Below are 21,364 nucleotides of genomic sequence, written 5' to 3'. Positions count from 1 at the left end.
AAGATCAGCGCCGGCCCCCCGCCGCCCGCCTTGGGGCCGCACCCCAGCCGCGACGGTTATCCTCGTCGAACAGTTCGGCCAGCTTTTCCATCATGGTGCCGCCCAGTTGTTCGGCATCGATGATGGTGACGGCGCGGCGGTAATAGCGGGTGACGTCATGGCCGATGCCGATGGCCACCAGCTCGACCGGGCTTTTTGTCTCGATCCAGTCGATGACGGCGCGCAGATGCTTTTCCAGGTAGGAGCCGTTATTCACCGACAGGGTGCTGTCATCCACGGGCGCGCCATCGCTGATCACCATCAGGATGCGGCGCTGTTCGGGGCGGGCCAGCAGGCGTTGATGCGCCCACATCAGGGCCTCACCGTCGATATTCTCCTTCAGGATGCCTTCGCGCAGCATCAGGCCCAGATTGCGGCGCACCCGGCGCCAGGGGGCATCCGCGCCCTTATAGATGATGTGGCGCAGGTCGTTCAGGCGGCCGGGCTGTGGCGGCTTGCCCGCAGCAATCCAGCGCTCTCGCGACTGCCCGCCCTTCCAGGCACGCGTCGTAAAGCCCAGGATTTCCACCTTCACCCCGCAGCGTTCCAGGGTACGCGACAGGATATCGGCGCTCATCGCCGCGATGGAGATGGGGCGCCCGCGCATGGATCCGGAATTATCGATCAGCAGGGTGACGACGGTGTCGCGGAAATCCGTCTCGTTCTCGCGCTTGAAGGACAGCGGCACCGTCGGGTTGATGACGACGCGGGCCAGACGGGCTGCGTCCAGCATCCCCTCCTCCAGGTCGAATTCCCAGGACCGGGTCTGCTTGGCCAGCAACCGGCGCTGCAGGCGGTTGGCCAGCTTGGAGATCACGCCCTGCAGGTGCTGAAGCTGCTGGTCCAGCATCAGGCGCAGACGGGTCAACTCGTCCGGGTCGCACAGGTCGGCGGCGTCCACCACCTCGTCGAAGGCGGTGGTATAGGCCTTATAGAGCCCGGCATCGGGTTCGTTGCGGCCGCGCTCCGGACGGGGCTGCTGGCCAGGATTGCCCGGCTCCTCCGACCCTTCACCCTCGCTCAGCTCACCCTCGGCCTTCTCCCCATCCTCGCCTTCGGCGGCCTCCTCTGACCGGCGCTGCTGTTGCTGCTGGTCCTGCATCTCCTGCGACTGGTCCTCGCCGGATTGCTGCTGGCCGCCCTGGCTGTCCATCTCCTTGTCGCTGTCGCCATTGTCCGGGTTTTCAGGGGCGTTATCCTGCTCCCCCTCGTCACTTTCCGGTTCGGCGCCCACTTCCATGTCCATGTCGGACAGCAGACGGCGCACAGCCCTGGCATAGGCGTCCTGGTCCTCCATGACGCCGGACAGCGTATCCAGCCCGGTGCCCAGCTTGTCGGCCACCTTCTGCCGCCAGAGATCCACGGCGGCCCGGGCACTGTCCGGCGGGGCCGCGCCCGTCATGGCCTCCCGCGCCAGCAGGCGCAGCACATCGGGCACCGGCACCTGTTCGGGATCGTTCAGCCGGTCGAAACCCGCCTTGCGGTACTTCTCCTCCAGGCTGGCAGCCAGATTGCCGGCCACGCCCTTCATCTGGGTGGCGCCGATCGCCTCCACCCGCGCCTGTTCCAGCGCGTCATAGGACAGGCGGGCCTGCTCGCTGACCGGCATGCGGTTGGCGTGGATGGCGGTATCATGATGGCGCAGGCGCAGGGCGGCGGCATCGGCCGATCCGCGCACATTGGCCAGTTCGCGCGGGTTCAGGTCGCGCGGCGGCAGGGGCACGCGCACCCGCGCGCCCGCCACGCCCGCCGGTTCGGACGAAAAGCCCACCACCAGATCCTTGCGGTCCGCCATGGCCCGCACGGTGGCGGTGGTGGCGCGCTTGAAGATCTCAACGGGGGATTCCTGGGTCATGATCCGTCACTGTTCCATCCGCCCGCATCGACAGGGCAATAACCCACAATAACGGATGGAAGCGGTTGCGCCCATCCGTTTTGCCAGGGTCGCCTATCGACCCTGCTCATGCGTCGGGATGGTGGAACCTATTTGGGCGTCTTGGTCGCCATGTCATTGCGCTGCATCTGTTCGGTTTCCGCGCGCTGCTGGCGATAGAATTCGTCCCATTCTGCCTTGGTGCGGCAGACCTTCTTGGAGGCAAGGCGGCTTCCAATCTCCTTGTCCTTCTTGCAGATCTGCTTTTCCGCCGCCGAGGCGGCAACCCCGCCGGCGGCCGGGGCATCCTTCGTGTCCTGCTGGGCCTGAGCCTGACCGGAAACGGCCAGCGGCATGGCGAGGAGCGTCGCGGACAATAGGAGCGCGTTGATCTTTGTCATTCCTTCCTCCCTGGCGGTAATGACCTAGACCATACTCCTGTTTGGCGGCGCCTGAAACAGGCAACGGATGGGTAGTTTCCTACCCATCCGTTCGCCAAGGGACCCCCATCGGTCCATCCTTACGCGGTAGACTGTCAGCCGCTCTTCGGCGTCTTGTTCGCCATGTCATTGCGCTGCATCTGCTCCGTCTCCGTCCGCTGCAGACGATAATACTCGTCCCATTCAGCCTTGGTGCGGCAGACCTTCTTCTTTGCCAGGCGGGTGCCGGTGGGCTTTTCGCCCTTGCAGATTTCCTTGTCGGCATCATCGGCGGAGACACCGGCGGCGGGCGCATTGCCCGTGGGTGCCGTCTGCTGCGCCATGGCCATGCCAGCGACAAACGGCTGGGCAGCCAGCAACAACGCGGCCACCCCCAATCCAAACTTCGTCATCGTCACATTCTCCAGAATAACAATACATGCCCCATGGAGAAACATAACGGAATTTTGATGCCTCAGCAATTGCCGCAGCGCAAACTTCGGCTAATACCTAAGGCAGAGTTCCCCTGGTACCGCCACCATCGGAATCAAGTGACTTCGATTCATTGCATGTTTGCAAAGAAATAGATCAAAGAAAAAGGCGACCGCCTGGATGATGGCGGTCGCCTTTTACACTTCCACATCGTTATGCTTAGACCAGCGTGCCCTTGAATGTACCGGTTGGCAATTCATGGCCGAAACAGCGCTGATAATATTCCGCCACAGTGGCGCGCTCGACCTCGTCACACTTGTTCAGGAAGGAAACGCGGAAGGCGAAACCGACATCGCCGCCGAAAATCGCCGCGTTCTGGGCCCAGGTGATGACGGTACGCGGGCTCATCACCGTCGAAATGTCACCGGCGATGAAACCGCTACGCGTCATTTCGGCCAGACGGACCATGGCGGAAACGGTACCCCGCTTCTCATCCGTGTCGTAATCCGGCACCTTGGCCAGGATGATCCGCACCTCGTCGCCATGCGGCAGATAGTTCAGGGTCGCCACGATGTTCCAGCGGTCCATCTGGCCCTGGTTGATCTGCTGCGTGCCGTGATAAAGGCCCGTCGTGTCGCCCAGGCCCACCGTGTTGGCCGTGGCGAACAGGCGGAAGGCCGGATGCGGGCGGATGACCTTGTTCTGGTCCAGCAGGGTCAGCTTGCCTTCCAGTTCCAGCACACGCTGTATCACGAACATCACGTCGGGGCGGCCGGCGTCATATTCGTCGAAGACCACGGCGCAGGCATGCTGAAGCGCCCAGGGCAGGATGCCTTCGCGATATTCCGTCACCTGCTTGCCATCGCGAAGCACGATCGCGTCCTTGCCGATCAGGTCGATACGGCTGATATGGCTATCCAGGTTGACGCGGATGCAGGGCCAGTTCAGGCGGGCCGCGACCTGTTCGATATGGGTCGATTTGCCCGTGCCGTGATAGCCCTGGATCATGACGCGGCGGTTGTAGGCGAAGCCGGCCAGGATGGCCATCGTCGTCTCACGGTCGAAACGATAGGCCTTGTCACGCTCCGGCACATGCTCCGTCGCGACGGAGAAGGCCGGAACACGCATATCGCTGTCGATGCCGAAAACCTCGCGCACGGACACGGTGATGTCGGGCAGTTCGGGATGGGTGGCCGTGCTGTTGGAAACCATGTCGGGTGCCATTCTTGCGCTGCTTCTGATCTCTGATGCCGGGGTCGGTCAGGCCTGCTGACCACCGCCAAAGGCGGCTTTCAGGATGTTGTAGGCCTGGTTGATGGATTTCAACCGCTCCTCCGCTTCCTTCGCGCCCCCGTTCGCGTCGGGATGGTGCTGTTTGGCGAGCTGGCGGTAGCGGGTCTTGATGGCGGTGAAATCGGCGTCGGGCGGCAGATCCAGCGCCATCAACGCTTCTTCCTCGGCCGTGCGCGGCTTGGGCCGTGGGGCGGTGCGCCGGCTTTCGCCCTCCTCCCCCGTCCAGTCGGCGCCAAAGGCGAAGCCGCCATTGAACACCTTGTCGCGGGCACGCCGTTCACGCGTGCGCCAGTCACCCATGGGCCAGGAGGGCCGCTGCCAGGTCGTGTCCTGGCGCACATGGCGTTCGATCTCGTCTTGGCTCATGCCGGCATAGAAATCCCACGATTTATTGTAATCGCGGACATGATCCAGGCAGAACCAGTAATATTCGTTCAGCTTGTCGCGGCCCTTGGGCGCGCGATGTTCCCCGGCCTCCCGACAGCCGGGATGATCGCACGCGCGCAGATGGGCGCGCGGTGCTTCCCGGAAATCGAAGGAGAGGTTGGGCCGGTTCTTCTGCATAACCAGCGGATTATGGGTGGCAAGGGCGAAGCTGACAAGGACGCCGATAAGGCCCGGGCCCGGTTGCGCGTCTGTCTGCCATGCAGTCGGGCCGGGCTTGACGGGCCAAGCCGTCTATGCCCGCCGTTCCGACAAGGCCACCAGCACCAGCCCGCCCCCGATCAGGCCCAGCCCGACCAGATTGGTGACCGTCAGCGGTTCATGCAGCCAGATTGCCGAAGACAGAAGCCCGACCACGGGCACACCTAGCACGGACAGCGAGGTGGTGATGGCCGGCAGGGCGCGGTTCACCGTCACCATGGCCCAGAAACAGAAGGCCGTGGCGATGGGACCGTTATAGATCAGCAACACCACCAACTGTCCCGACCAGTCGATATGGGACTGGTCCTCCGTCACCAGGGCGGCGATGGTGGCGATGGAAGCCGCCAGCATCATCTGCCACGGCGCCAGTTGCAGCGGTGTGCCGACCCAGCGGTGCCGGCGCACATGCACGATGTTGAAGGCCCAGATCAGCGCCGCCAGCATCAGCAGGCCATTGCCCAGCAGCACCGGCCGCTGTGTCCAGTCGAAGGCCGCCGGGTTGAACAGCACCGCCACCCCGGACAGTCCGACCAGAAGCCCGCCCGCCTTGGCCCAACCCACCTTCTCCTTCAGGAAGACCAGCGCCAGCGGCACGACCCAGAGCGGCGTTGTATAGGCCAGGATACCGGCCCGCCCCGCCGGCACATACTGTACGGCGATGGTCACCAGCAGCATGAACAGGCCCATCTGCAGCACCCCCACCGACAGGATCACAGGCAGGTCGGCGCGGGCTGGCAGGCGCAGTTGCCGCCGGGCGGCGGTGAAGATCAGCAGCGACAGGGTTCCCAGCAGCAGGCGGGAGGCCACGAAGCTGATGGGCGGCATATGGCCCACCACCTGCTTCATCACGGGCCAGTTGACACCCCAGAGCAGGATGACCAGCACCAGCAAGGTGACGGCCATGGGCCGCGCCACCGGGGATGGGGTCTTTTGCGCCGCCGGTGTCGGCGGACTGGCATCCGGCATGATGATCCACTACCTGTTGGCCATGTTCCACCGCAAGGGGGGCCGACCTGGCCCCGGAAGACATCATGGCGATCTATGCGACCCGTATGCGGGACAAGCTGACAGAGGCTCTAAACCCGCAGGCCCTGACCATCAAGGATGTCTCGCATCATCATGCCGGCCATGCGGGCGCCGACCAGCCGGGCGGCGAGACGCATTTCGATGTGGTCATCGTTTCCAACCGGTTCGAGGGGCTGGGGCGCGTGGCACGTCAGCGTCTGGTGTATGGCGCGGTGTCCGCTGAGCTGACCGAACGTGTCCACGCCCTGTCGATCCAGGCATTGACCCCGGCGGAAGCGGCCAAGGCCTGAAGCCGGCCGCCACCGCGCCGCATTGACGGGGGCGACGCCTGTACCCAGCGACCACCCGTCGCAGGGTATGTTGCATTGCAACATGACACTCTGTACCCTGTTCTGGCGGGGGTACCTCCCCCGTTTGATATAAGGGGGACAGACCATGAGCCATGAAACCCCGACGCCCCTGGCGGCCCGTGGGGCCGAGGTCGCAGCCGAACTGGCCGCCACGACCATGGTTCTGGGCGAAACCTTGTGGGCGGCGCAGCAGACCATCGGCCTGCGGGCGGTCCGTCTGGCGGCCGCCGGCTTCGATCCGGACAAGCTGCGCGATCCCGAATTCACCACCATGATCTGGGAAAAGCTGGACGCGGCGCTGGAGGCACAGAATGCCCTGGTGGCCGGGCTCTGGTCCTTGTCGGATGTCTGGCTGGAATGGCTGGCGCAGCAGGTCAGGGCCACGGCCCAGGCCGGCCTGGACATGGCCGCCCCGCCCGATCCCATCCGTTATGGCGGCGTCGCCAGCGATTATGTCGAAACCAGCCTGAACGCGGCGGAAATCGCCTGCGGGCGCATGGCGCTGGAGGCGTCGCGCCTGGGCGGACGGGGGCTTGCCCCCTACCACCGTGCCACCAACGAGAATGCGCGGCGCCTGATGCAGGCCGCCGGAGAGGGCTGAACCACCGCGCCTAAACAAAAAATCAACGCAGGGAGGGGCTATATGGGGCTGTTCGTATACGGAAGGCCCAAGCCTGGACAGATGTTTCGTGCCATAATGTCGCGCAGGGACAGTCCCGGAACCCGCGCGATGCCAGATACCATTCCTACCATCTCCCCCCGTGCCGGCAGCAATGCCACCCCGTCCGACGGCGCCCCCCGCCGCCCCGATGGCGTGCGGCACCCCTCCATCCCCGGACGCGGCAGTATCAGCAAACGGCTGAACGCCCTGGTGGAAAACCATGATGGCAGCATTGAAAGGCTGCGCGGGCCGCTGCTGTCCTTGTTGAAGGAAATCCTGGCCGAGGGCCGGGCCGCCATCCGCACCCGGTTCGAGGCGTCGCATCGCGGCGATGATTGCGTGCATCAGACGGCCCGGCTGACCGACAGCATCGTGCAGGCGCTGGCCGATTTCACCCTGGACCATGTCTACCCGACAGCCGAACTGACCAAGGGTGAAAGGCTGGCCATCGCCGCCATCGGCGGCTATGGCCGCGCCGAGATGGCACCGTTCTCCGACGTGGACCTGCTGTTCCTGCTGCCCTACAAGCGCACGCCGCGCGTGGAGCAGGTGGTGGAATACATGCTCTACCTGCTCTGGGATCTGGGCTGGAAGGTGGGGCACGCCGTGCGGTCGGTGGATGAATGCATCCGCCTGTCGCTGGACGACATGACCATCCGCACCAGCCTGCTGGAGGCCCGGTTCCTGTGGGGTGAGAACGCCCTGTTCAGCGAATTGCGCAAACGTTTTGCCAAGGATGTGGTGGGTGCGGGCGGCAGCGTCACCGCCTTCATCGAAGCCAAGATGGGGGAGCGCAACGAGCGTCATCGCAAGATCGGTGACAGCCGTTACATGCTGGAACCCAATATCAAGGAAGGCAAAGGCGGTTTGCGCGACCTGCAGACCCTGTTCTGGATCGCCAAATACGCCTATCAGGTGGACGAGGTGGAGGGGCTGGTCGCCAAGGGCGTGCTGATGCCGGAGGAGGCGCAACGCTTTGCCAAGGCCGAAAGTTTCCTGTGGGCCGCCCGCTGCCAGCTTCATTACCTGACGGGCCGTCAGGAAGACCGCCTGACCTTCGACCTGCAGATGGAGATGGCCCGCCGGCTGGGCTATACCGAGCATGCGGGCAAGAACGCGGTCGAGCGGTTCATGAAGCATTATTTCATGATCGCCAAGGATGTGGGCGACCTGACCCGCATCTTCTGTGCCGCGCTGGAGCATGAAAGCAAACGCGCGCCCCGATTCGCCTTCCTGCGCAAGCGGTTCCAGCGGGGGGCGGAATTCAGCGGCTTCACGCTGGACGCTGGCCGTCTGAACGTGAAGTCCGACCGGCATTTCAAGGATCAGCCCATCGACATGATCCGCCTGTTCCATGTGGCGCAGGAAAACGATCTGGACATCCATCCCAACGCCTTGCGCGCCATCACCCGCGCCCTGTCCAGCATCGGGCCGAAACTGCGCGAGGATGCGGAGGCCAACCGCCTGTTCCTGGAAATCCTGTCCTCCAGGAAGGACCCGGAAGTGGCGCTGCGCCGCATGAACGAGGCGGGGGTTCTGGGCCGGTTCGTGCCGGATTTCGGCCGCATCGTCGGCATGATGCAGTTCGACATGTACCATCATTTCACGGTCGACGAGCATACGCTGTTCGCTGTCGGCATCCTGCATCAGGTGGAAAAGGGTGCGCTGACGGACGAGGTGCCGCTGGCATCGGAAGTGATCCACACCGTCAATTCCCGCCGTGCGCTCTATGTCGCCATGCTGGTGCATGACATTGCCAAGGGCCGGGGCGGCGACCATTCCATCCTGGGCGCCAAGGTCGCCGAAAAGCTCTGCCCGCGTCTGGGCATGAGCGAGGAGGAGACGGAAACCGTGGTCTGGCTGGTGCGCTGGCACCTGGCCATGTCCGACACCGCCTTCAAACGCGACCTGGATGACGAGAACACGATCAGCAAGTTTGTCGATCTGGTGCAATCCCCGGAACGTCTGAAACTGCTGCTCTGCCTGACGGTGGCCGATATCCGGGCCGTGGGTCCGGGCCGCTGGAACGGCTGGAAGGCCACCCTGCTGCGCCAGTTGTTCCGCCGCAGCGAGGAGCGGATGTCGGGCGTTGTCGGCACCGAAGGCCGTGACAGCCGCGTCGCCGCCGCCCAGGCCGCCCTGCGCGTGCAACTGGCCGACTGGCCGGCCGAGGATATCGATGCCCATCTGGCGCGGGCCTATCCCGGCTATTGGCTGTCGCTGAACATCCCCACCCTGGCCCACCATGCCCGCCTGATCCGAGAGGCGGAGCGGACCAAGGCGCCGCTGACGCTGGATACCCGCATCGACCGGGGTCGCGTGGTGACGGAGGTGACAGTCTATACCGCCGACCATCCGGGCCTGTTCTCCCGGCTGGCCGGGGCGCTGGCCCTGGCCGGGGCGGATATCATGGATGCCCGTATCTTCACCATGACCAACGGCATGGCGCTGGACGTGTTCACGGTGCAGGCGGCCGGTGGCGGATCGTTCGACAGTGGGGACAAGCTGGCCCGGCTGTCGGTGATGGTGGACAAGGTGCTGGCCGGCGAATTGCGCCTGGCCGACGAACTGGCCCGCCGCCGCCCGCAGCAGACGGCCCGCATCCGCGCCTTCAAGGTGGCGCCGCGCGTGCTGGTCGACAATACCGTGACCGGCAACCATACGGTGATCGAGGTCAATGGCCGCGACCGGCCCGGCCTGCTCTATCTGCTGACCCGGACCCTGACCCAGGCCAACCTGCAGATCGCGTCGGCCAAGATCTCCACCTACGGCAATGTCGCCATCGACGTGTTCTATGTGAAGGATGTGTTCGGCCTGAAAGTCACGCATGAACGCAAGCTGGCCGAAATCCGCGCTTCGTTGCTGACGGCCCTGGGCGACCCGGAGGGTGAGCCGGAACCGGTCAGGACGGCGAAGCCGAAGAAAAAGGCGGCGTAACGAAAACGGGATGGACGGTCGCCCGTCCATCCCGTGTGATCCGCAACCGGAAATCTGGTGGTCAGAAGCGCACCAGACCCACCAGATCCTTCACCTCGTTCACGGTGCGCGCGGCAATCTCGCCCGCACGGTCGGCGCCCTTCTTCAGCAACCGGTCCAGCTCCGCCTTGTCGCCCAGCAGACGGTTCATCTCGCCGGCGATGGGCGCCAGCTTGGCCACCGACAGGTCGGCCAGCGCGCTCTTGAAGGCACTGAACTGCTGCCCGCCGAACTCCGCCAGAACGGCGGCGCGGTTCGTGTCGGACAGGGCGGCATAGATGGTGACCAGATTGTTGGCCTCCGGCCGCTTTTCCAGATCCTCCACCGTGTCGGGCAGGGGCTCCGGATCGGTCTTGGCCTTGCGGATCTTCAGGGCGATGGTGTCGGCATCGTCGGTCAGGTTGATGCGGCTATATTCGCTCTCATCCGACTTCGACATTTTCTTGGTGCCGTCACGCAGGCTCATCACCCGGGTCGCCTCGCCCAGGATCTGCGGTTCCGGCAGGGGGAAGAAGCCGTCGGCCTTGTAATAGCGGTTGAAGGCGCCGGCAATGTCGCGGGCCAGTTCCAGATGCTGCTTCTGATCCTCGCCCACCGGCACATGCGTGGCCTTGTACAGCAGGATGTCGGCAGCCATCAGCACCGGATAGGCATAGAGGCCCAGGACGGCATTGTCCTTTTGCTTGCCCGCCTTCTCCTTGAACTGGGTCATGCGGTTCAGCCAGCCCAGCGGCGTGTGGCAGGCCAGGATCCAGTTCAGCTCGGCATGGCCGGACACGGCCGACTGGTTGAACAGGATATGTTTCTCCGGGTCGATGCCGGCCGCGATATAGGCGGCGGCGACCTCGCGGATATTGGACCGCAGGGTTTCCGGGTCATGTTCGATGGTCATGGCGTGCAGATCGACGACGCAGAAGATGGCGTCCATGTCGTTCTGCAGCTTCACCCAGTTCTTCAGCGCGCCGAGATAATTGCCGAGGTGGAGCTGGCGGGTCGGCTGCATGCCGGAAAAGATAAGGCTCATCGCTATGGGTCTCTATCGGTCGCTTGTGGAAGGCGAAATGCCGGGCTGCCTGTATCGCGCGCCAGCCGATCCGCGGTCAAGCCGGCGGCGTGGTTTTGCCCCGGCGCAGCAGCCCCTTGATCTCCGCAATCCGGGTGGCCCCCAACAGGAAGCAGAGCGCAAAATAGGTGACCGACGCGCCCAGAATGACCAGGGTCAGCGCCCCGATCCGTTCCGGCGCGGTGCCGACGAACAGCCAGCGGGCCAACAGCTCTGTCAGGCCGATGCCGGCCAGGCCCAGGCCGATCGCAGCCAGCCCCATGCGCCAGAGCCGGCCCTTCAACCGCGCATCGAACGACAGCAGCCCGCGCCGCCGCAGCCCGATGGCCAGCAGCACCACATTCAACCAGGCCGTCAACCCCGGCGCCAGGGCCAGACCGACATGGCCCAGCGGTTCGATCAGGGCCAACGACACCAGCACATTGCCGATCAGCACCACAATGGCGATGCGCACCGGCCCCTTCGTGTCCTGCTTGGCGAAATAGGCCGATGACAGGATCTTGGCCACGATGAAGGCGGGAATGCCGATGGCGAAGGCCTGCAGCGCCGCCGCCGTGGCGCTGGCATCGGCGGCCGTGAAGGCCCCGCCCTTGAACAGCACATGCACCAGCGGGGCCGGAATGACCATCAGCGCCACCGTGGCCGGCAGGCCGAACAGGGCCGCGAATTCCAGGCCCCGCGACAGGCTGGCCTTCACCCCGTCATGGTCGCCCGCCGCCATCTGCCGCGACAGCAGCGGCAACAGGGCCGTGCCCACCGCCACGCCGATCACCGACATGGGCAACTGGTTCAACCGGTCGGCATATTGCAGATAGGACACCGACCCCGTGGGCAGCCAGGAGGCCAGATTGGTGCCGACCAGCAGGTTGAACTGATAGACCCCCGCCCCCAGGATGCCGGGCGCCAGCAGCGCGAACAGTTTCTTGACGCGCGGCGTCAGGCGCGGGCGGCGCAAGCTGAGCCCCATGCCGGCCCGTTTGGCCGCGATGATCATCCACAGCATCTGCGCCAGCCCGGCCACCGGCACGCCATAGGCCAGCATCCAATGCGCGCCGATGCCCAGTGGTCCGGACAGCAGCAGACCCGTGATCTGCACGATATTCAGCAGCACGGGTGCCGCCGCGAACGGCCCGAACCGGCCAACGGCATTGAGGATAGAGCCAAACAGCGCTGTGATGGAAATCAGCGCCAGGTAAGGAAAGGTGATGTGGGAAAGCGAGATGGCGAGCCGGAATTGCGCCGGATCATCGTGAAAGCCGGTGGCCAGGATCGCCACCACCCAGGGCATGGCAAGCGCCATGATGATTGAGAAAATCATCAAGATGGCGACCATGAAGGACAGGGCCTCTTCTGCCAGTCCCTTGGCCGCCGCCTCGCCCTCCTTGTGCAGAGTGCCGCTGAACATGGGCAGGAAGGCCGCCGTGAAGGCGCCTTCCGCGAACAGCGATCGGAACAGGTTGGGCAGGCGGAACGCCACGAAGAAGGCGTCCGCCTCCATGCCCGCACCCAGGAACCGGGCCTGCAGCATGTCGCGCACAAAGCCCAGAACGCGGCTGATCATGGTGATGCCGCCGACAGTGGCAATGGCGCGGGCGAAGCTCATGAAGGGGTCCGGGCTGCTGGGGACTTGGCGCTTCCCCCATTTGTCATCCCCGCGAAAGCGGGGACCCAGCATGAGGCGCGGTCAGCGCCGATATGACACATGTCGCGGCACCTGCCGCTCACGCTGGATCCCCGCCTTCGCGGGGATGACGACAGGGCATATCGTCCTGCCCTCAATCCTTCAAATCCGCGAAGAACTCTTTCACCTTGGCGAAAAAGCCCTCCGACTCGGGATTATGGCCCTTCTCCGCCGCTTCCTTTTCGAATTCGCGCAGCAATTCCTGCTGGCGCTTCGTCAGGTTGACGGGGGTTTCGACCATGACATTGATGTACATGTCGCCGCGCGCCGGGCTGCGCAGCACGCTCATGCCCTTGCCCTTCAGGCGGAACTGGTGCCCCGTCTGGGTGCCGGCGGGCACGTTCACCTTGGCGCGGCTGCCATCGATGGTTGGCACCTCGATGGTCCCGCCCAGCGTCGCCGTGGTCATGGGGATGGGCACCCGGCAATGCAGGTTCGCCCCGTCACGCTGAAAGAACCGGTGCGCGCCGATCGACAGGAAGATATAGAGATCGCCCGGCGAACCGCCGCGCAAGCCCGCCTCACCCTCTCCGGCCAGACGGATGCGGGTGCCATCCTCCACCCCCGGCGGAATGGAGACCTGCAGGGTCTTTTCCTTGCGCACCCGGCCCTGGCCGTTGCAATGGCGGCACGGGTCCTTGATGACGCGGCCCGCCCCATTACAGGTGGGGCAGGAACGTTCGATGGTGAAGAAACCCTGCTGCGCCCGCACCTTGCCGGCCCCGTTACAGGTGCCGCAGGTGGTGGGGCTGCTGCCCGCCTCCGCCCCCGACCCGCCGCAGGGGTCGCACATGACGCTGGTCGGCACACGCACCTGGGTGGCGGAGCCCTTGAAGGCATCCTCCAGGCTGATTTCCAGGTTATAGCGCAGGTCGTTGCCGCGGTTGTTGGTCTGGCCGCCACGGCCGCCGCGCCCCATGAACTCCCCAAACATCTCGTCGAAGATGTCGGCGAAGCCGCCGCCGAAATCGAAGCCACCGGCACCACCGCCCGCACCCGGACGTCCGCCGCCGCCTTCAAAGGCGGCATGGCCGAACCGGTCATAGGCGGCACGCTTCTGCTCGTCCTTCAGGCAATCATAGGCTTCGTTGATTTCCTTGAATTTCTGTTCGGCCGCCTTGTCACCCTGATTGCGGTCAGGGTGATATTGCATGGCCATTTTGCGATAGGCCTTTTTCAGGTCGTCGGCGCTGGCGGTTTTCTGGGCGCCGAGGACTTCGTAATAATCGCGCTTCGACATGGTGGCCCCTGTCCCTTCACATCCGGCCCGGCGGCCCGTCAATGGCGCCGCACCCGGATTGGAAGCCCATTCATCAACATTCCCTGCCTGTTCCCTGTCCAAGAAACAGGCCCGCCCGGATCATCCGGGCGGGCCAGCGCCTGACTTGGAACGGCTGTCCCGCCCCCGAAAGTGTGGGGGTCAAGCGGCGTCAGTTCTTCTTGCGGTCGTCGACTTCTTCGAAGTCGGCATCCACAACCTTCTCGCCCCCGGCGGCATCGTCGTCACCGGCAGAAGCGGAAGCGGACGGGCCATTGGTGGGGCCGGTTTCCTGGCCGGCCTTGTACAGGGCCTCACCGACCTTCATGCTGGCCTGGGTCAGGGCGTCGGTCTTGGCCTTGATGGCGGCGGCATCGTCACCAGCCAGGGCCGTCTTCAGGTCGGCGATGGCGGCTTCCACGGCGGACTTGTCAGCCGGGGACACCTTGTCCTCGTTGTCCTTCAGCGTCCGTTCGGTGGAGTGGATCAGACCGTCGGCGTGGTTCTTGGCCTCGACCAGTTCCTTGCGCTTCTTGTCCTCGGCCGCGTGTTCTTCAGCGTCCTTGACCATCTTCTGGATGTCGCTGTCCGACAGACCGCCGGACGCCTGGATGCGGATCACCTGCTCCTTGCCGGTGGCCTTGTCCTTGGCGCCGACATTGACGATGCCGTTGGCGTCGATGTCGAAGCTCACCTCGATCTGCGGCACGCCGCGCGGGGCCGACGGAATGCCCATCAGGTCGAACTGGCCCAGCATCTTGTTGTCGGCCGCCATCTCGCGCTCACCCTGGAACACGCGGATGGTCACGGCGGACTGGTTGTCCTCCGCCGTGGAGAAGACCTGGCTCTTCTTGGTCGGGATCGTGGTGTTGCGGTCGATCAGGCGGGTGAAGACACCGCCCAGCGTCTCAATGCCCAGCGACAGCGGGGTGACGTCCAGCAGCAGCACGTCCTTGACGTCGCCCTTCAGGACGCCGCCCTGGATGGCCGCACCGATGGCCACCACCTCGTCGGGGTTCACGCCACGGTTCGGCTCCTTGCCGAAGATCTGCTTCACGGTCTCGATGATCTTGGGCATGCGGGTCATGCCGCCGACCAGGATCACCTCATCCACTTCCGACGCCTTCAGACCGGCATCCTTCAGCGCGGCCTGACAGGGGCCGACGGTACGACGCACCAGATCATCCACCAGGGCTTCCAGCTTGGCGCGGGTCAGCTTGATGTTCAGGTGCTTGGGACCCGACGCGTCGGCCGTGATGAAGGGCAGGTTGACTTCGGTCTGGACGGAGCTGGACAGCTCGATCTTGGCCTTTTCGGCGGCTTCCTTCAGGCGCTGCAGGGCCAGACGGTCCTTGCGCAGGTCGATGCCCTGCTCCTTCTGGAATTCCTCGGCCAGGTAATCGATGATCTTGCCGTCGAAATCCTCACCGCCCAGGAAGGTGTCGCCGTTGGTGGACTTCACCTCGAACACGCCGTCACCGATCTCCAGGATCGACACGTCGAAGGTACCGCCGCCAAGGTCGTACACGGCGATGGTGCCGGTGCCCTTCTTCTCCATGCCATAGGCAAGGGCGGCGGCCGTCGGCTCGTTGATGATGCGCAGCACTTCCAGGCCGGCGATCTTGCCGGCATCCTTGGTGGCCTGACGCTGGCTGTCATTAAAATAGGCGGGAACGGTGATGACGGCCTGGGTGACCTTTTCACCCAGATACGCCTCGGCCGTCTCCTTCATCTTCTGCAGAATGAAGGCGCTAACCTGGCTGGGGCTGTACTTCTCACCATGCGCCTCGACCCAGGCGTCGCCATTGCCGCCCGACACGATCTTGTACGGGACCAGCGCCGCGTCCTTCTTGGTCACCGGATCGTCATAACGGCGGCCGATCAGGCGCTTGATGGCGAACAGGGTGTTGTCGGGGTTCGTGACGGCCTGGCGCTTCGCGGGCTGACCGGTCAGCCGTTCACCACCCTGGGTGAAGGCGACCATGGACGGCGTGGTGCGCGCGCCTTCGGCATTCTCGATAACCTTGGCCTGCGTGCCTTCCATGACGGCCACGCAGGAATTCGTGGTGCCCAGATCGATACCGATAACCTTGCTCATGACGACCTCTCTTGTTTGGCAGACCGCCCGCAGCCCAAAGCACCGCGATATGGTCCCCATCGTTGATCTCCGGGACGGATCACCGTCCTGGCGCACAGCAGATATAGGCAGGCCCGCTTTACTGCGCAACTGTCCTGCCAAGGTCCCGGGTTCGACATTTTCGTCAAGGCTGCCTTGCCCTGTGTGATCATGGTCCCCCAGATCGGGAAAGCCATGCGCACTCACGCATGAATAGGCGCACAAAATTTCATCCCGTGTAAACATGTTCATATGACGTATAAGTAAACCATACGTTCACTGGGTTGCAAAATCGCAACATTGACTACTTATGTTTGATTATTAAAACAAAATAAGCGATTATACTTATTATCAGTAAAAATTAATATGTTTATGCCTTTGTTTCTTCATGGAAACGAAGTAGCATCGAATCTTAGACAGGGATTGGCTTTAAAAAGCTGGCAGTCATCGAGAAGGGGGCGCGACCGATGATGGACTGTTCGATTAATAATTCTGATGCAACGGGGGACGAACCGGCGCCGGAGGTGGCCATGGCCATCAAGCGGTGCCTGGAAAGCCTGGTAAAGGATGCCCGCCGCAGCCAGATGGACGATCTGGCGGAGTTCCTGGCCCTGGCCGTCCTGGCGGCCGATGACGCGGCGCGATCGTCGCGCAAGAATGCCGTCATGGCCGCACGCCCGGCACCGGGTGATCTTGTCCACCGCAAGGTCGCGGGAAGCTGCTGATATCGGGCACCATGGTCCCATGCCTCCCGGCATGGGACCATGGTGCCTCATGCGCCGGGCGCCGCTCGGCTTGCCTGGGTGCGCGGATTTGGCCTAAGGGATGAAAATACCTGCGGCCTTTTCCGGACCTGTCCCGCCATGAACGATCCGTCGGCATTCGATCTTCCCGCCTATCTGGCCCGTATCGGCCATCATGGTGCCATCGCCGCTGATCATGCGACCCTTCGGGCGCTGCATGTCGCGCATGTTGGCGCCATTCCCTTCGAAAATCTGGATATCCAGATGGGCCTGCCCATCCGGCTGGAACTGGCCGCGATCATGGCCAAGCTGGTGGGGCAGCGACGGGGCGGGTACTGTTTTGAACAGAACAGCCTGCTCCACGCGGTCCTTGTCGCGATCGGTTTCGATGTCACGCGGCGTGTGGCGCGTGTCCGCCTCGGCGGCGATCCGGGGGGCCGCAGCCACCTGATCCTGCTGGTCGCGGCCGGGGAACGGCGGTATCTGGCCGATGTCGGGTTCGGCGGCTCCTGTCTGGTGGAACCGCTGCCGCTGGAAGCGGGGGAATATGACAGCGCCGGTGAACGCTGGCGGCTGTCCCTTTCCGACTGGGCGCCGGGATGGGAACTGTCGTTGTGGCGCGATGGCGGCTGGGTGGGGCTTTACTGGTTCGGTGATGAACCTGTGGTGGATCAGGACCTGATCTTCGGCAACCATTACACTTCCACCCATCCCGCTTCCCGTTTTGTACAGAACCGGGTGGCGGCGCGTACAACCCTGACGGAACGGCATACATTGCTGAACGGCCAGTATCGCCGCCGTCTGCAGGGCGCGTTGGTGGAGGAGTTGGAGATCAGGGACGAGGCGATGTTCCGCCATGTCCTGCGTGACCGGTTCCTGATCGAGCTGCCGGACGGAGCCGTGCTGCACCCCATAGAGGGGATTAGCCCCTGAAATGGAACCGCCCGCGTCCTTGCGGAGCGCGGGCGGCACCAGGATCAGTCAACACGACCAGGGGTGATCACAGACCCTTGGCGATGCTGTTCAGACGCAGACGCAGGGCGTTCAGCTTGATGAAGCCTTCCGCGTCCTTCTGGTTATAGACGCTGTCGGCCTCGAACGTCACATAGTCCAGGCGATAGAGGCTGTTGGGGCTCTTGCGGCCCACCACGCGGGCGGAGCCCTTGAACAGCTTCAGGCGCACGACACCATTCACCCGCTGCTGGGTGCTGTCGATCAAGGCCTGCAGCGCCTCGCGCTCCGGGCTGAACCAGAAGCCGTTATAGATCAGCTTGGCATAGCGCGGCATCAGCTCGTCCTTGAGGTGCAGCGCCTCGCGGTCCAGCGTGATGCTTTCGATGCCGCGATGGGCAACCGACAGCAGCGTGCCGCCCGGCGTTTCGTACACGCCGCGCGACTTCATGCCGACGAAGCGATTTTCCACCAGATCCAGACGGCCGATGCCATGCTTCCCGGCCAGACGGTTCAGTTCCGTCAACAGAGCGGCCGGCGTCAGCTTCACGCCATTCACGGCGACGGCGTCGCCCTTCTCATATTCGATCTCGACATATTCGGCCTCGTCCGGCGCCTTTTCGGGCGCGACGGAGCGGGTGTACATATCCTCGTCCGCCTCCACCCACGGATCTTCCAGGGCCTTGCCTTCGTAGGAGATGTGCAGCAGGTTGGCGTCCGTGCTGTACGGCGCCTCGCCGCGCTTATCCTTGGCGATGGGGATCTGGTGCTTCTCGGCGAATTCCAGAAGCTGGGTGCGGCTGTTCAGGTCCCATTCGCGCCAGGGGGCGATCACGGTGACGTCGGGCTTCAGCGCGTAATAGCCCAGTTCGAAGCGGACCTGATCATTGCCCTTGCCGGTGGCGCCATGGGCCACGGCGTCGGCGCCGACCTGCTTGGCGATCTCGATCTGGCGCTTGGCGATCAGCGGCCGGGCGATGGAGGTGCCCAGCAGATACGTGCCTTCATACAGGGTGTTGGCCCGGAACATCGGGAACACGAAATCGCGCACGAACTCTTCACGCAGATCGTCGATGAAGATGTTCTCCGGCTTCACGCCCAGAAGCTCGGCCTTCTTGCGGGCGGGCTCCAGCTCCTCGCCCTGGCCGAGATCGGCGGTGAAGGTCACGACCTCGCAAGCATAGGTTTCCTGCAGCCATTTCAGGATCACCGAGGTGTCGAGGCCGCCCGAATAGGCCAGCACGACTTTCTTCACGCCGCTTTTCATGGGAAATATCCGTTGCGGTAACAGGTTGAACCGGGCACGGAAGTTATCGGGGGCCGTCGCAACTGTCCAGACCGTGAAGCCCGCACCATCCGGGGGGCTGGGCGGCACCGGTGGCAGGCCCCATATCCCGCACGGGAGCATGTGACAAATGACGGGGGAAACATGAGCCGGGGTGGGATTGCGATGATCGCCTGCCTGCTGGTGATGCTGCTGGCGGCGGCGGTCGGCGGCGTCATGGCCTGGAACGCGGTGGGTGGCGGGGGACCCGAACAGGGGATCAGCCTGCATGGCTTTATCGCGCTGGGGCTTGGGATCCTGGGCTCCCTGGTCGTTGGGGGCGGGCTTATGGCCCTGGTTTTCTTCTCCAACCGCAGCGGTCACGACCAGGCCGTGCATGAAGAGGTAACCCGGCGGATGCCGCCGGATGGCGACCGGGGCTGACCCCGGTCTCCCTCTGGACAGGCCTCCGCCGATTGTGATTAACCCCGCGACGGGATCGGGCAATGTTGCTATCGTCCCGCCTGGAAAAACTTTAATTTGCACGAAGGCCGGTAAGATGGCGCTTCTCCTGGCGATCGAAACCAGCAGACGGTCTCCGCTTTTTGCCTATGGTTTTGCGCTGGCCGCCTTTCTCCTGGCGCTGGCCGTGCGCAAAATGGCGAACCACGCCTTACCGACCGGCTTTCCGTTCCTGACCTTCTTTCCGGCAGTGATCCTGACCACATTCTTTGCCGGTTTGTGGCCGGGCATCCTGACGGCCGCGCTTTCCACGCTGGCGGCCTGGTATTTCTTCATTCCGCCCGACGGGTTCGGGTTGAATGGTCGCGGCGCCCTGGCGCTGGGGTTTTTTATGCTGATCGTGGCCATCGACATCGCCATCATCCATGTGATGAACCTGGCGCTGATGCGGGTGCGCCTGGAAAGGGCCAGAGCCAGGAAGGCCGAACAGGAGGCCAGCGAACTTGCCGCCCACCGGGCCGTGCTGTTCGCGGAGTTGCAGCACCGCGTCTCCAACAATATCCAGATCGTCTCCGCCTTGCTGGCCCTGCAGAAGGCCGACGTTACCGATCCCGCGGCGCGACGCGCCCTGACAGAGGCGTCGAACCGCCTGGCTACCATCGGCAGAATCCAGCGGCGGCTGCACGATCCGGGCAACGCCCATGGCAATTTTGCCGGCTTCCTGTCGGAACTGGTTGAGGATGTGGTCCAGGCGGGCGCACCGGTCGGGATCAGCGTTGCCGTCGACGCCACCCCCCTTCCCCTGCCCACCGACAAGGTGATCCCCGCCGCCCTGGTGGTTGCGGAACTGGTCAGCAACTGCCTGGAACATGCCTTCGTCGGACGTCATGACGGGTCAATCCGGGTGGAGGCGCGGATGGACCAGGGCAACCGCGTGGAACTGTCGGTCAGCGACAACGGGACCGGCCTGCCCCCCGGTTTCGATGCCGCGGCGACGTCCAGCCTGGGGCTGCGGCTGGTTCAGTTGCTGACCCGGCAGTTGGACGGGGATTTCAGCATGGTGGATACCGGCGCCGGGGCACAGGCCCGCCTGTGCTTCACCGTGTGATCAGCCAGCCCACAATCCACGCCGCACCAGAACATCGCGCAACAGGGTCGGCCGGTCGGTGATAAGGCCGTCCACCCCCAGATCCAGCAGCCGTTCCATCTCCGCCACCTCATCCACGGTCCAGACATGGACCGGCAGGTTGCAGGCATGGGCCGCCCGCAGCATCCCGGGCGTGACTACCGTCAGGCCGCGATGAGAGACGGGGACCTGCAGGCAATGCGGCCCGCGCGGCGGCGGCACCGGCAGACCATGACCCGCTGCCCAGATCCGCGCCACATCCCACGGACCCGCGGAGGAGCAAAGATCGGGACCCAAGGCGCGGCGCAGTCCGGCCAGGCGGCCCCCGGAGAAGGAACCGACGCAGACACGGTCCAGCGCCCCATGCCGCCGCAACGCCACGGCCAGGGCCTCGGCCGCCATGTCCGATTTCGGATCGATGTTGAGGCGCAGGTCCGGCCAGGTTTCCAGCAATTCATCCAGCAGCGGGATCGGCTCGCGCCCGCCCACGCGAGCCTGCGACACCTCTGACCAGGGCAAGGTCCCCACCCGCCCCTGACCATCGGTCAGCCCGTCGAGCACCGGATCATGGAAAACGATCAGCCGCCCGTCCGCCGTCACCTGGACATCGGTTTCCATATAGCGGTAGCCCAGATCAACGGCCCGGGCAAAAGCCGTCATGCTGTTCTCCGGCGCCTCCCGACCACCGCCACGGTGGGCAAAGGGGATGGGGCCGGGATGATCCAGATAGGGATGGCGCGTCGCTGCCCTCATGGTTTCCGGTCAAGCCGGGGCCATCGGGTGAAGGCCACGACCCACAGCCCGACCGTCAGCAGCGGGAAAAAGAAAAACGCCGCCAGGGCCCAGAGCGGGTTGCGACCCGTTTTGCCCAAGGCGATGCCCGCCATGCAGACCGTCCAGGTGATGGTCAGCACCACCACCAGAATGGAAGCCCAGCCCGGCAGGAACCACAGTATGTCCACCAGATCGCCATAACGCGGCATGGC

20 protein-coding genes are annotated in these 21,364 nt (G+C 64.3%); 7 read left to right on the top strand and 13 right to left on the bottom strand.

Annotated elements, in window-relative coordinates; all coding sequences use genetic code 11:
- Positions 1-4 precede the first annotated feature (4 nt).
- From cobT to KBA48_RS02385, 6 genes are all read right to left on the bottom strand, one after another.
- On the bottom strand, positions 5-1,894 hold the full coding sequence (gene cobT / locus KBA48_RS02410) for a cobaltochelatase subunit CobT (RefSeq protein WP_292903349.1): 1,890 nt from the start codon (positions 1,892-1,894) through the stop codon (positions 5-7).
- Positions 1,895-2,022: 128 nt separating this feature from the next.
- Positions 2,023-2,313 carry a hypothetical protein gene (locus KBA48_RS02405; protein WP_292903348.1) on the bottom strand — a complete coding sequence of 97 codons (291 nt, stop codon included), beginning with the start codon at positions 2,311-2,313 and terminating at the stop codon, positions 2,023-2,025.
- 134 nt (positions 2,314-2,447) lie between these two features.
- A complete protein-coding gene (locus KBA48_RS02400; protein WP_292903346.1) occupies positions 2,448-2,744 on the bottom strand; it encodes a hypothetical protein in 297 nt (98 codons plus the stop codon).
- Positions 2,745-2,982: 238 nt separating this feature from the next.
- Positions 2,983-3,987: a cobaltochelatase subunit CobS gene (gene cobS, locus KBA48_RS02395; protein ID WP_292903344.1), complete on the bottom strand. Its 1,005-nt coding sequence runs from the start codon at positions 3,985-3,987 to the stop codon at positions 2,983-2,985.
- A 36-nt stretch (positions 3,988-4,023) separates the two neighbouring features.
- Positions 4,024-4,620, bottom strand: coding sequence for a J domain-containing protein (locus KBA48_RS02390; protein WP_292903343.1), 597 nt, complete (start codon positions 4,618-4,620; stop codon positions 4,024-4,026).
- Positions 4,621-4,734: 114 nt separating this feature from the next.
- A complete protein-coding gene (locus tag KBA48_RS02385; protein WP_292903342.1) occupies positions 4,735-5,667 on the bottom strand; it encodes a DMT family transporter in 933 nt (310 codons plus the stop codon).
- Positions 5,668-5,732: 65 nt separating this feature from the next.
- Here KBA48_RS02385 and KBA48_RS02380 point away from each other — a divergent pair, with 65 nt between their 5' ends.
- The 3 genes from KBA48_RS02380 (at position 5,733) to KBA48_RS02370 (ending at position 9,675) form a co-directional block, all read left to right on the top strand.
- On the top strand, positions 5,733-6,017 hold the full coding sequence (locus tag KBA48_RS02380; protein ID WP_292903341.1) for a BolA family transcriptional regulator: 285 nt from the start codon (positions 5,733-5,735) through the stop codon (positions 6,015-6,017).
- Between the two features lie 145 nt (positions 6,018-6,162).
- Positions 6,163-6,678 carry a hypothetical protein gene (locus KBA48_RS02375; protein ID WP_292903339.1) on the top strand — a complete coding sequence of 172 codons (516 nt, stop codon included), beginning with the start codon at positions 6,163-6,165 and terminating at the stop codon, positions 6,676-6,678.
- A 129-nt stretch (positions 6,679-6,807) separates the two neighbouring features.
- A complete protein-coding gene (locus tag KBA48_RS02370) occupies positions 6,808-9,675 on the top strand; it encodes a [protein-PII] uridylyltransferase (RefSeq protein ID WP_292903337.1) in 2,868 nt (955 codons plus the stop codon).
- 61 nt (positions 9,676-9,736) lie between these two features.
- On the opposite strand, the gene trpS is transcribed toward KBA48_RS02370, so the two are convergent.
- From trpS to dnaK, 4 genes are all read right to left on the bottom strand, one after another.
- Positions 9,737-10,738: a tryptophan--tRNA ligase gene (gene trpS, locus KBA48_RS02365; protein ID WP_292903335.1), complete on the bottom strand. Its 1,002-nt coding sequence runs from the start codon at positions 10,736-10,738 to the stop codon at positions 9,737-9,739.
- Between the two features lie 76 nt (positions 10,739-10,814).
- Positions 10,815-12,380: a murein biosynthesis integral membrane protein MurJ gene (gene murJ / locus KBA48_RS02360; RefSeq protein WP_292903333.1), complete on the bottom strand. Its 1,566-nt coding sequence runs from the start codon at positions 12,378-12,380 to the stop codon at positions 10,815-10,817.
- A 172-nt stretch (positions 12,381-12,552) separates the two neighbouring features.
- On the bottom strand, positions 12,553-13,698 hold the full coding sequence (gene dnaJ, locus KBA48_RS02355; protein WP_292903331.1) for a molecular chaperone DnaJ: 1,146 nt from the start codon (positions 13,696-13,698) through the stop codon (positions 12,553-12,555).
- A 190-nt stretch (positions 13,699-13,888) separates the two neighbouring features.
- Positions 13,889-15,814 carry a molecular chaperone DnaK gene (gene dnaK, locus KBA48_RS02350; protein WP_292903329.1) on the bottom strand — a complete coding sequence of 642 codons (1,926 nt, stop codon included), beginning with the start codon at positions 15,812-15,814 and terminating at the stop codon, positions 13,889-13,891.
- 548 nt (positions 15,815-16,362) lie between these two features.
- On the opposite strand from dnaK, the gene KBA48_RS02345 reads away from it, so the two are divergent.
- Together KBA48_RS02345 and KBA48_RS02340 are read left to right on the top strand one after the other, a co-directional pair.
- Positions 16,363-16,557 (top strand): hypothetical protein, encoded by a 195-nt coding sequence (locus KBA48_RS02345; protein ID WP_292903327.1) that lies wholly within the window; start codon positions 16,363-16,365, stop codon positions 16,555-16,557.
- 138 nt (positions 16,558-16,695) lie between these two features.
- Positions 16,696-17,508, top strand: coding sequence for an arylamine N-acetyltransferase (locus KBA48_RS02340; RefSeq protein WP_292903325.1), 813 nt, complete (start codon positions 16,696-16,698; stop codon positions 17,506-17,508).
- 67 nt (positions 17,509-17,575) lie between these two features.
- Here the strand turns inward: KBA48_RS02340 and KBA48_RS02335 are convergent, their stop codons facing one another.
- Positions 17,576-18,793: an argininosuccinate synthase gene (locus KBA48_RS02335; protein ID WP_292903323.1), complete on the bottom strand. Its 1,218-nt coding sequence runs from the start codon at positions 18,791-18,793 to the stop codon at positions 17,576-17,578.
- 162 nt (positions 18,794-18,955) lie between these two features.
- Between KBA48_RS02335 and KBA48_RS02330 the strand changes: the two genes are divergently transcribed.
- On the top strand, positions 18,956-19,234 hold the full coding sequence (locus tag KBA48_RS02330) for a hypothetical protein (RefSeq protein WP_292903321.1): 279 nt from the start codon (positions 18,956-18,958) through the stop codon (positions 19,232-19,234).
- Between the two features lie 115 nt (positions 19,235-19,349).
- Entirely contained in the window at positions 19,350-20,360 is a 1,011-nt protein-coding gene (locus tag KBA48_RS02325) for a histidine kinase dimerization/phosphoacceptor domain -containing protein (protein WP_292903319.1), read from the top strand.
- On the opposite strand, the gene KBA48_RS02320 is transcribed toward KBA48_RS02325, so the two are convergent.
- Together KBA48_RS02320 and KBA48_RS02315 are read right to left on the bottom strand one after the other, a co-directional pair.
- The gene (locus tag KBA48_RS02320) at positions 20,361-21,131 is read right to left on the bottom strand and encodes a glycerophosphodiester phosphodiesterase (RefSeq protein WP_292903317.1); all 771 of its coding nucleotides are present in this window, start codon (positions 21,129-21,131) and stop codon (positions 20,361-20,363) included.
- On the bottom strand, positions 21,128-21,361 hold the full coding sequence (locus KBA48_RS02315; RefSeq protein WP_292903315.1) for a hypothetical protein: 234 nt from the start codon (positions 21,359-21,361) through the stop codon (positions 21,128-21,130). Before KBA48_RS02315 ends, KBA48_RS02320 begins: the two co-directional genes overlap by 4 nt.
- Positions 21,362-21,364: the final 3 nt, after the last annotated feature.

This window comes from Niveispirillum sp. (assembly GCF_017996735.1).
Taxonomy (GTDB): Bacteria; Pseudomonadota; Alphaproteobacteria; order Azospirillales; family Azospirillaceae; genus Niveispirillum.
Note: the sequence above shows the minus strand (reverse complement) of the source record. Positions and strands in the feature narration are given on the sequence as shown.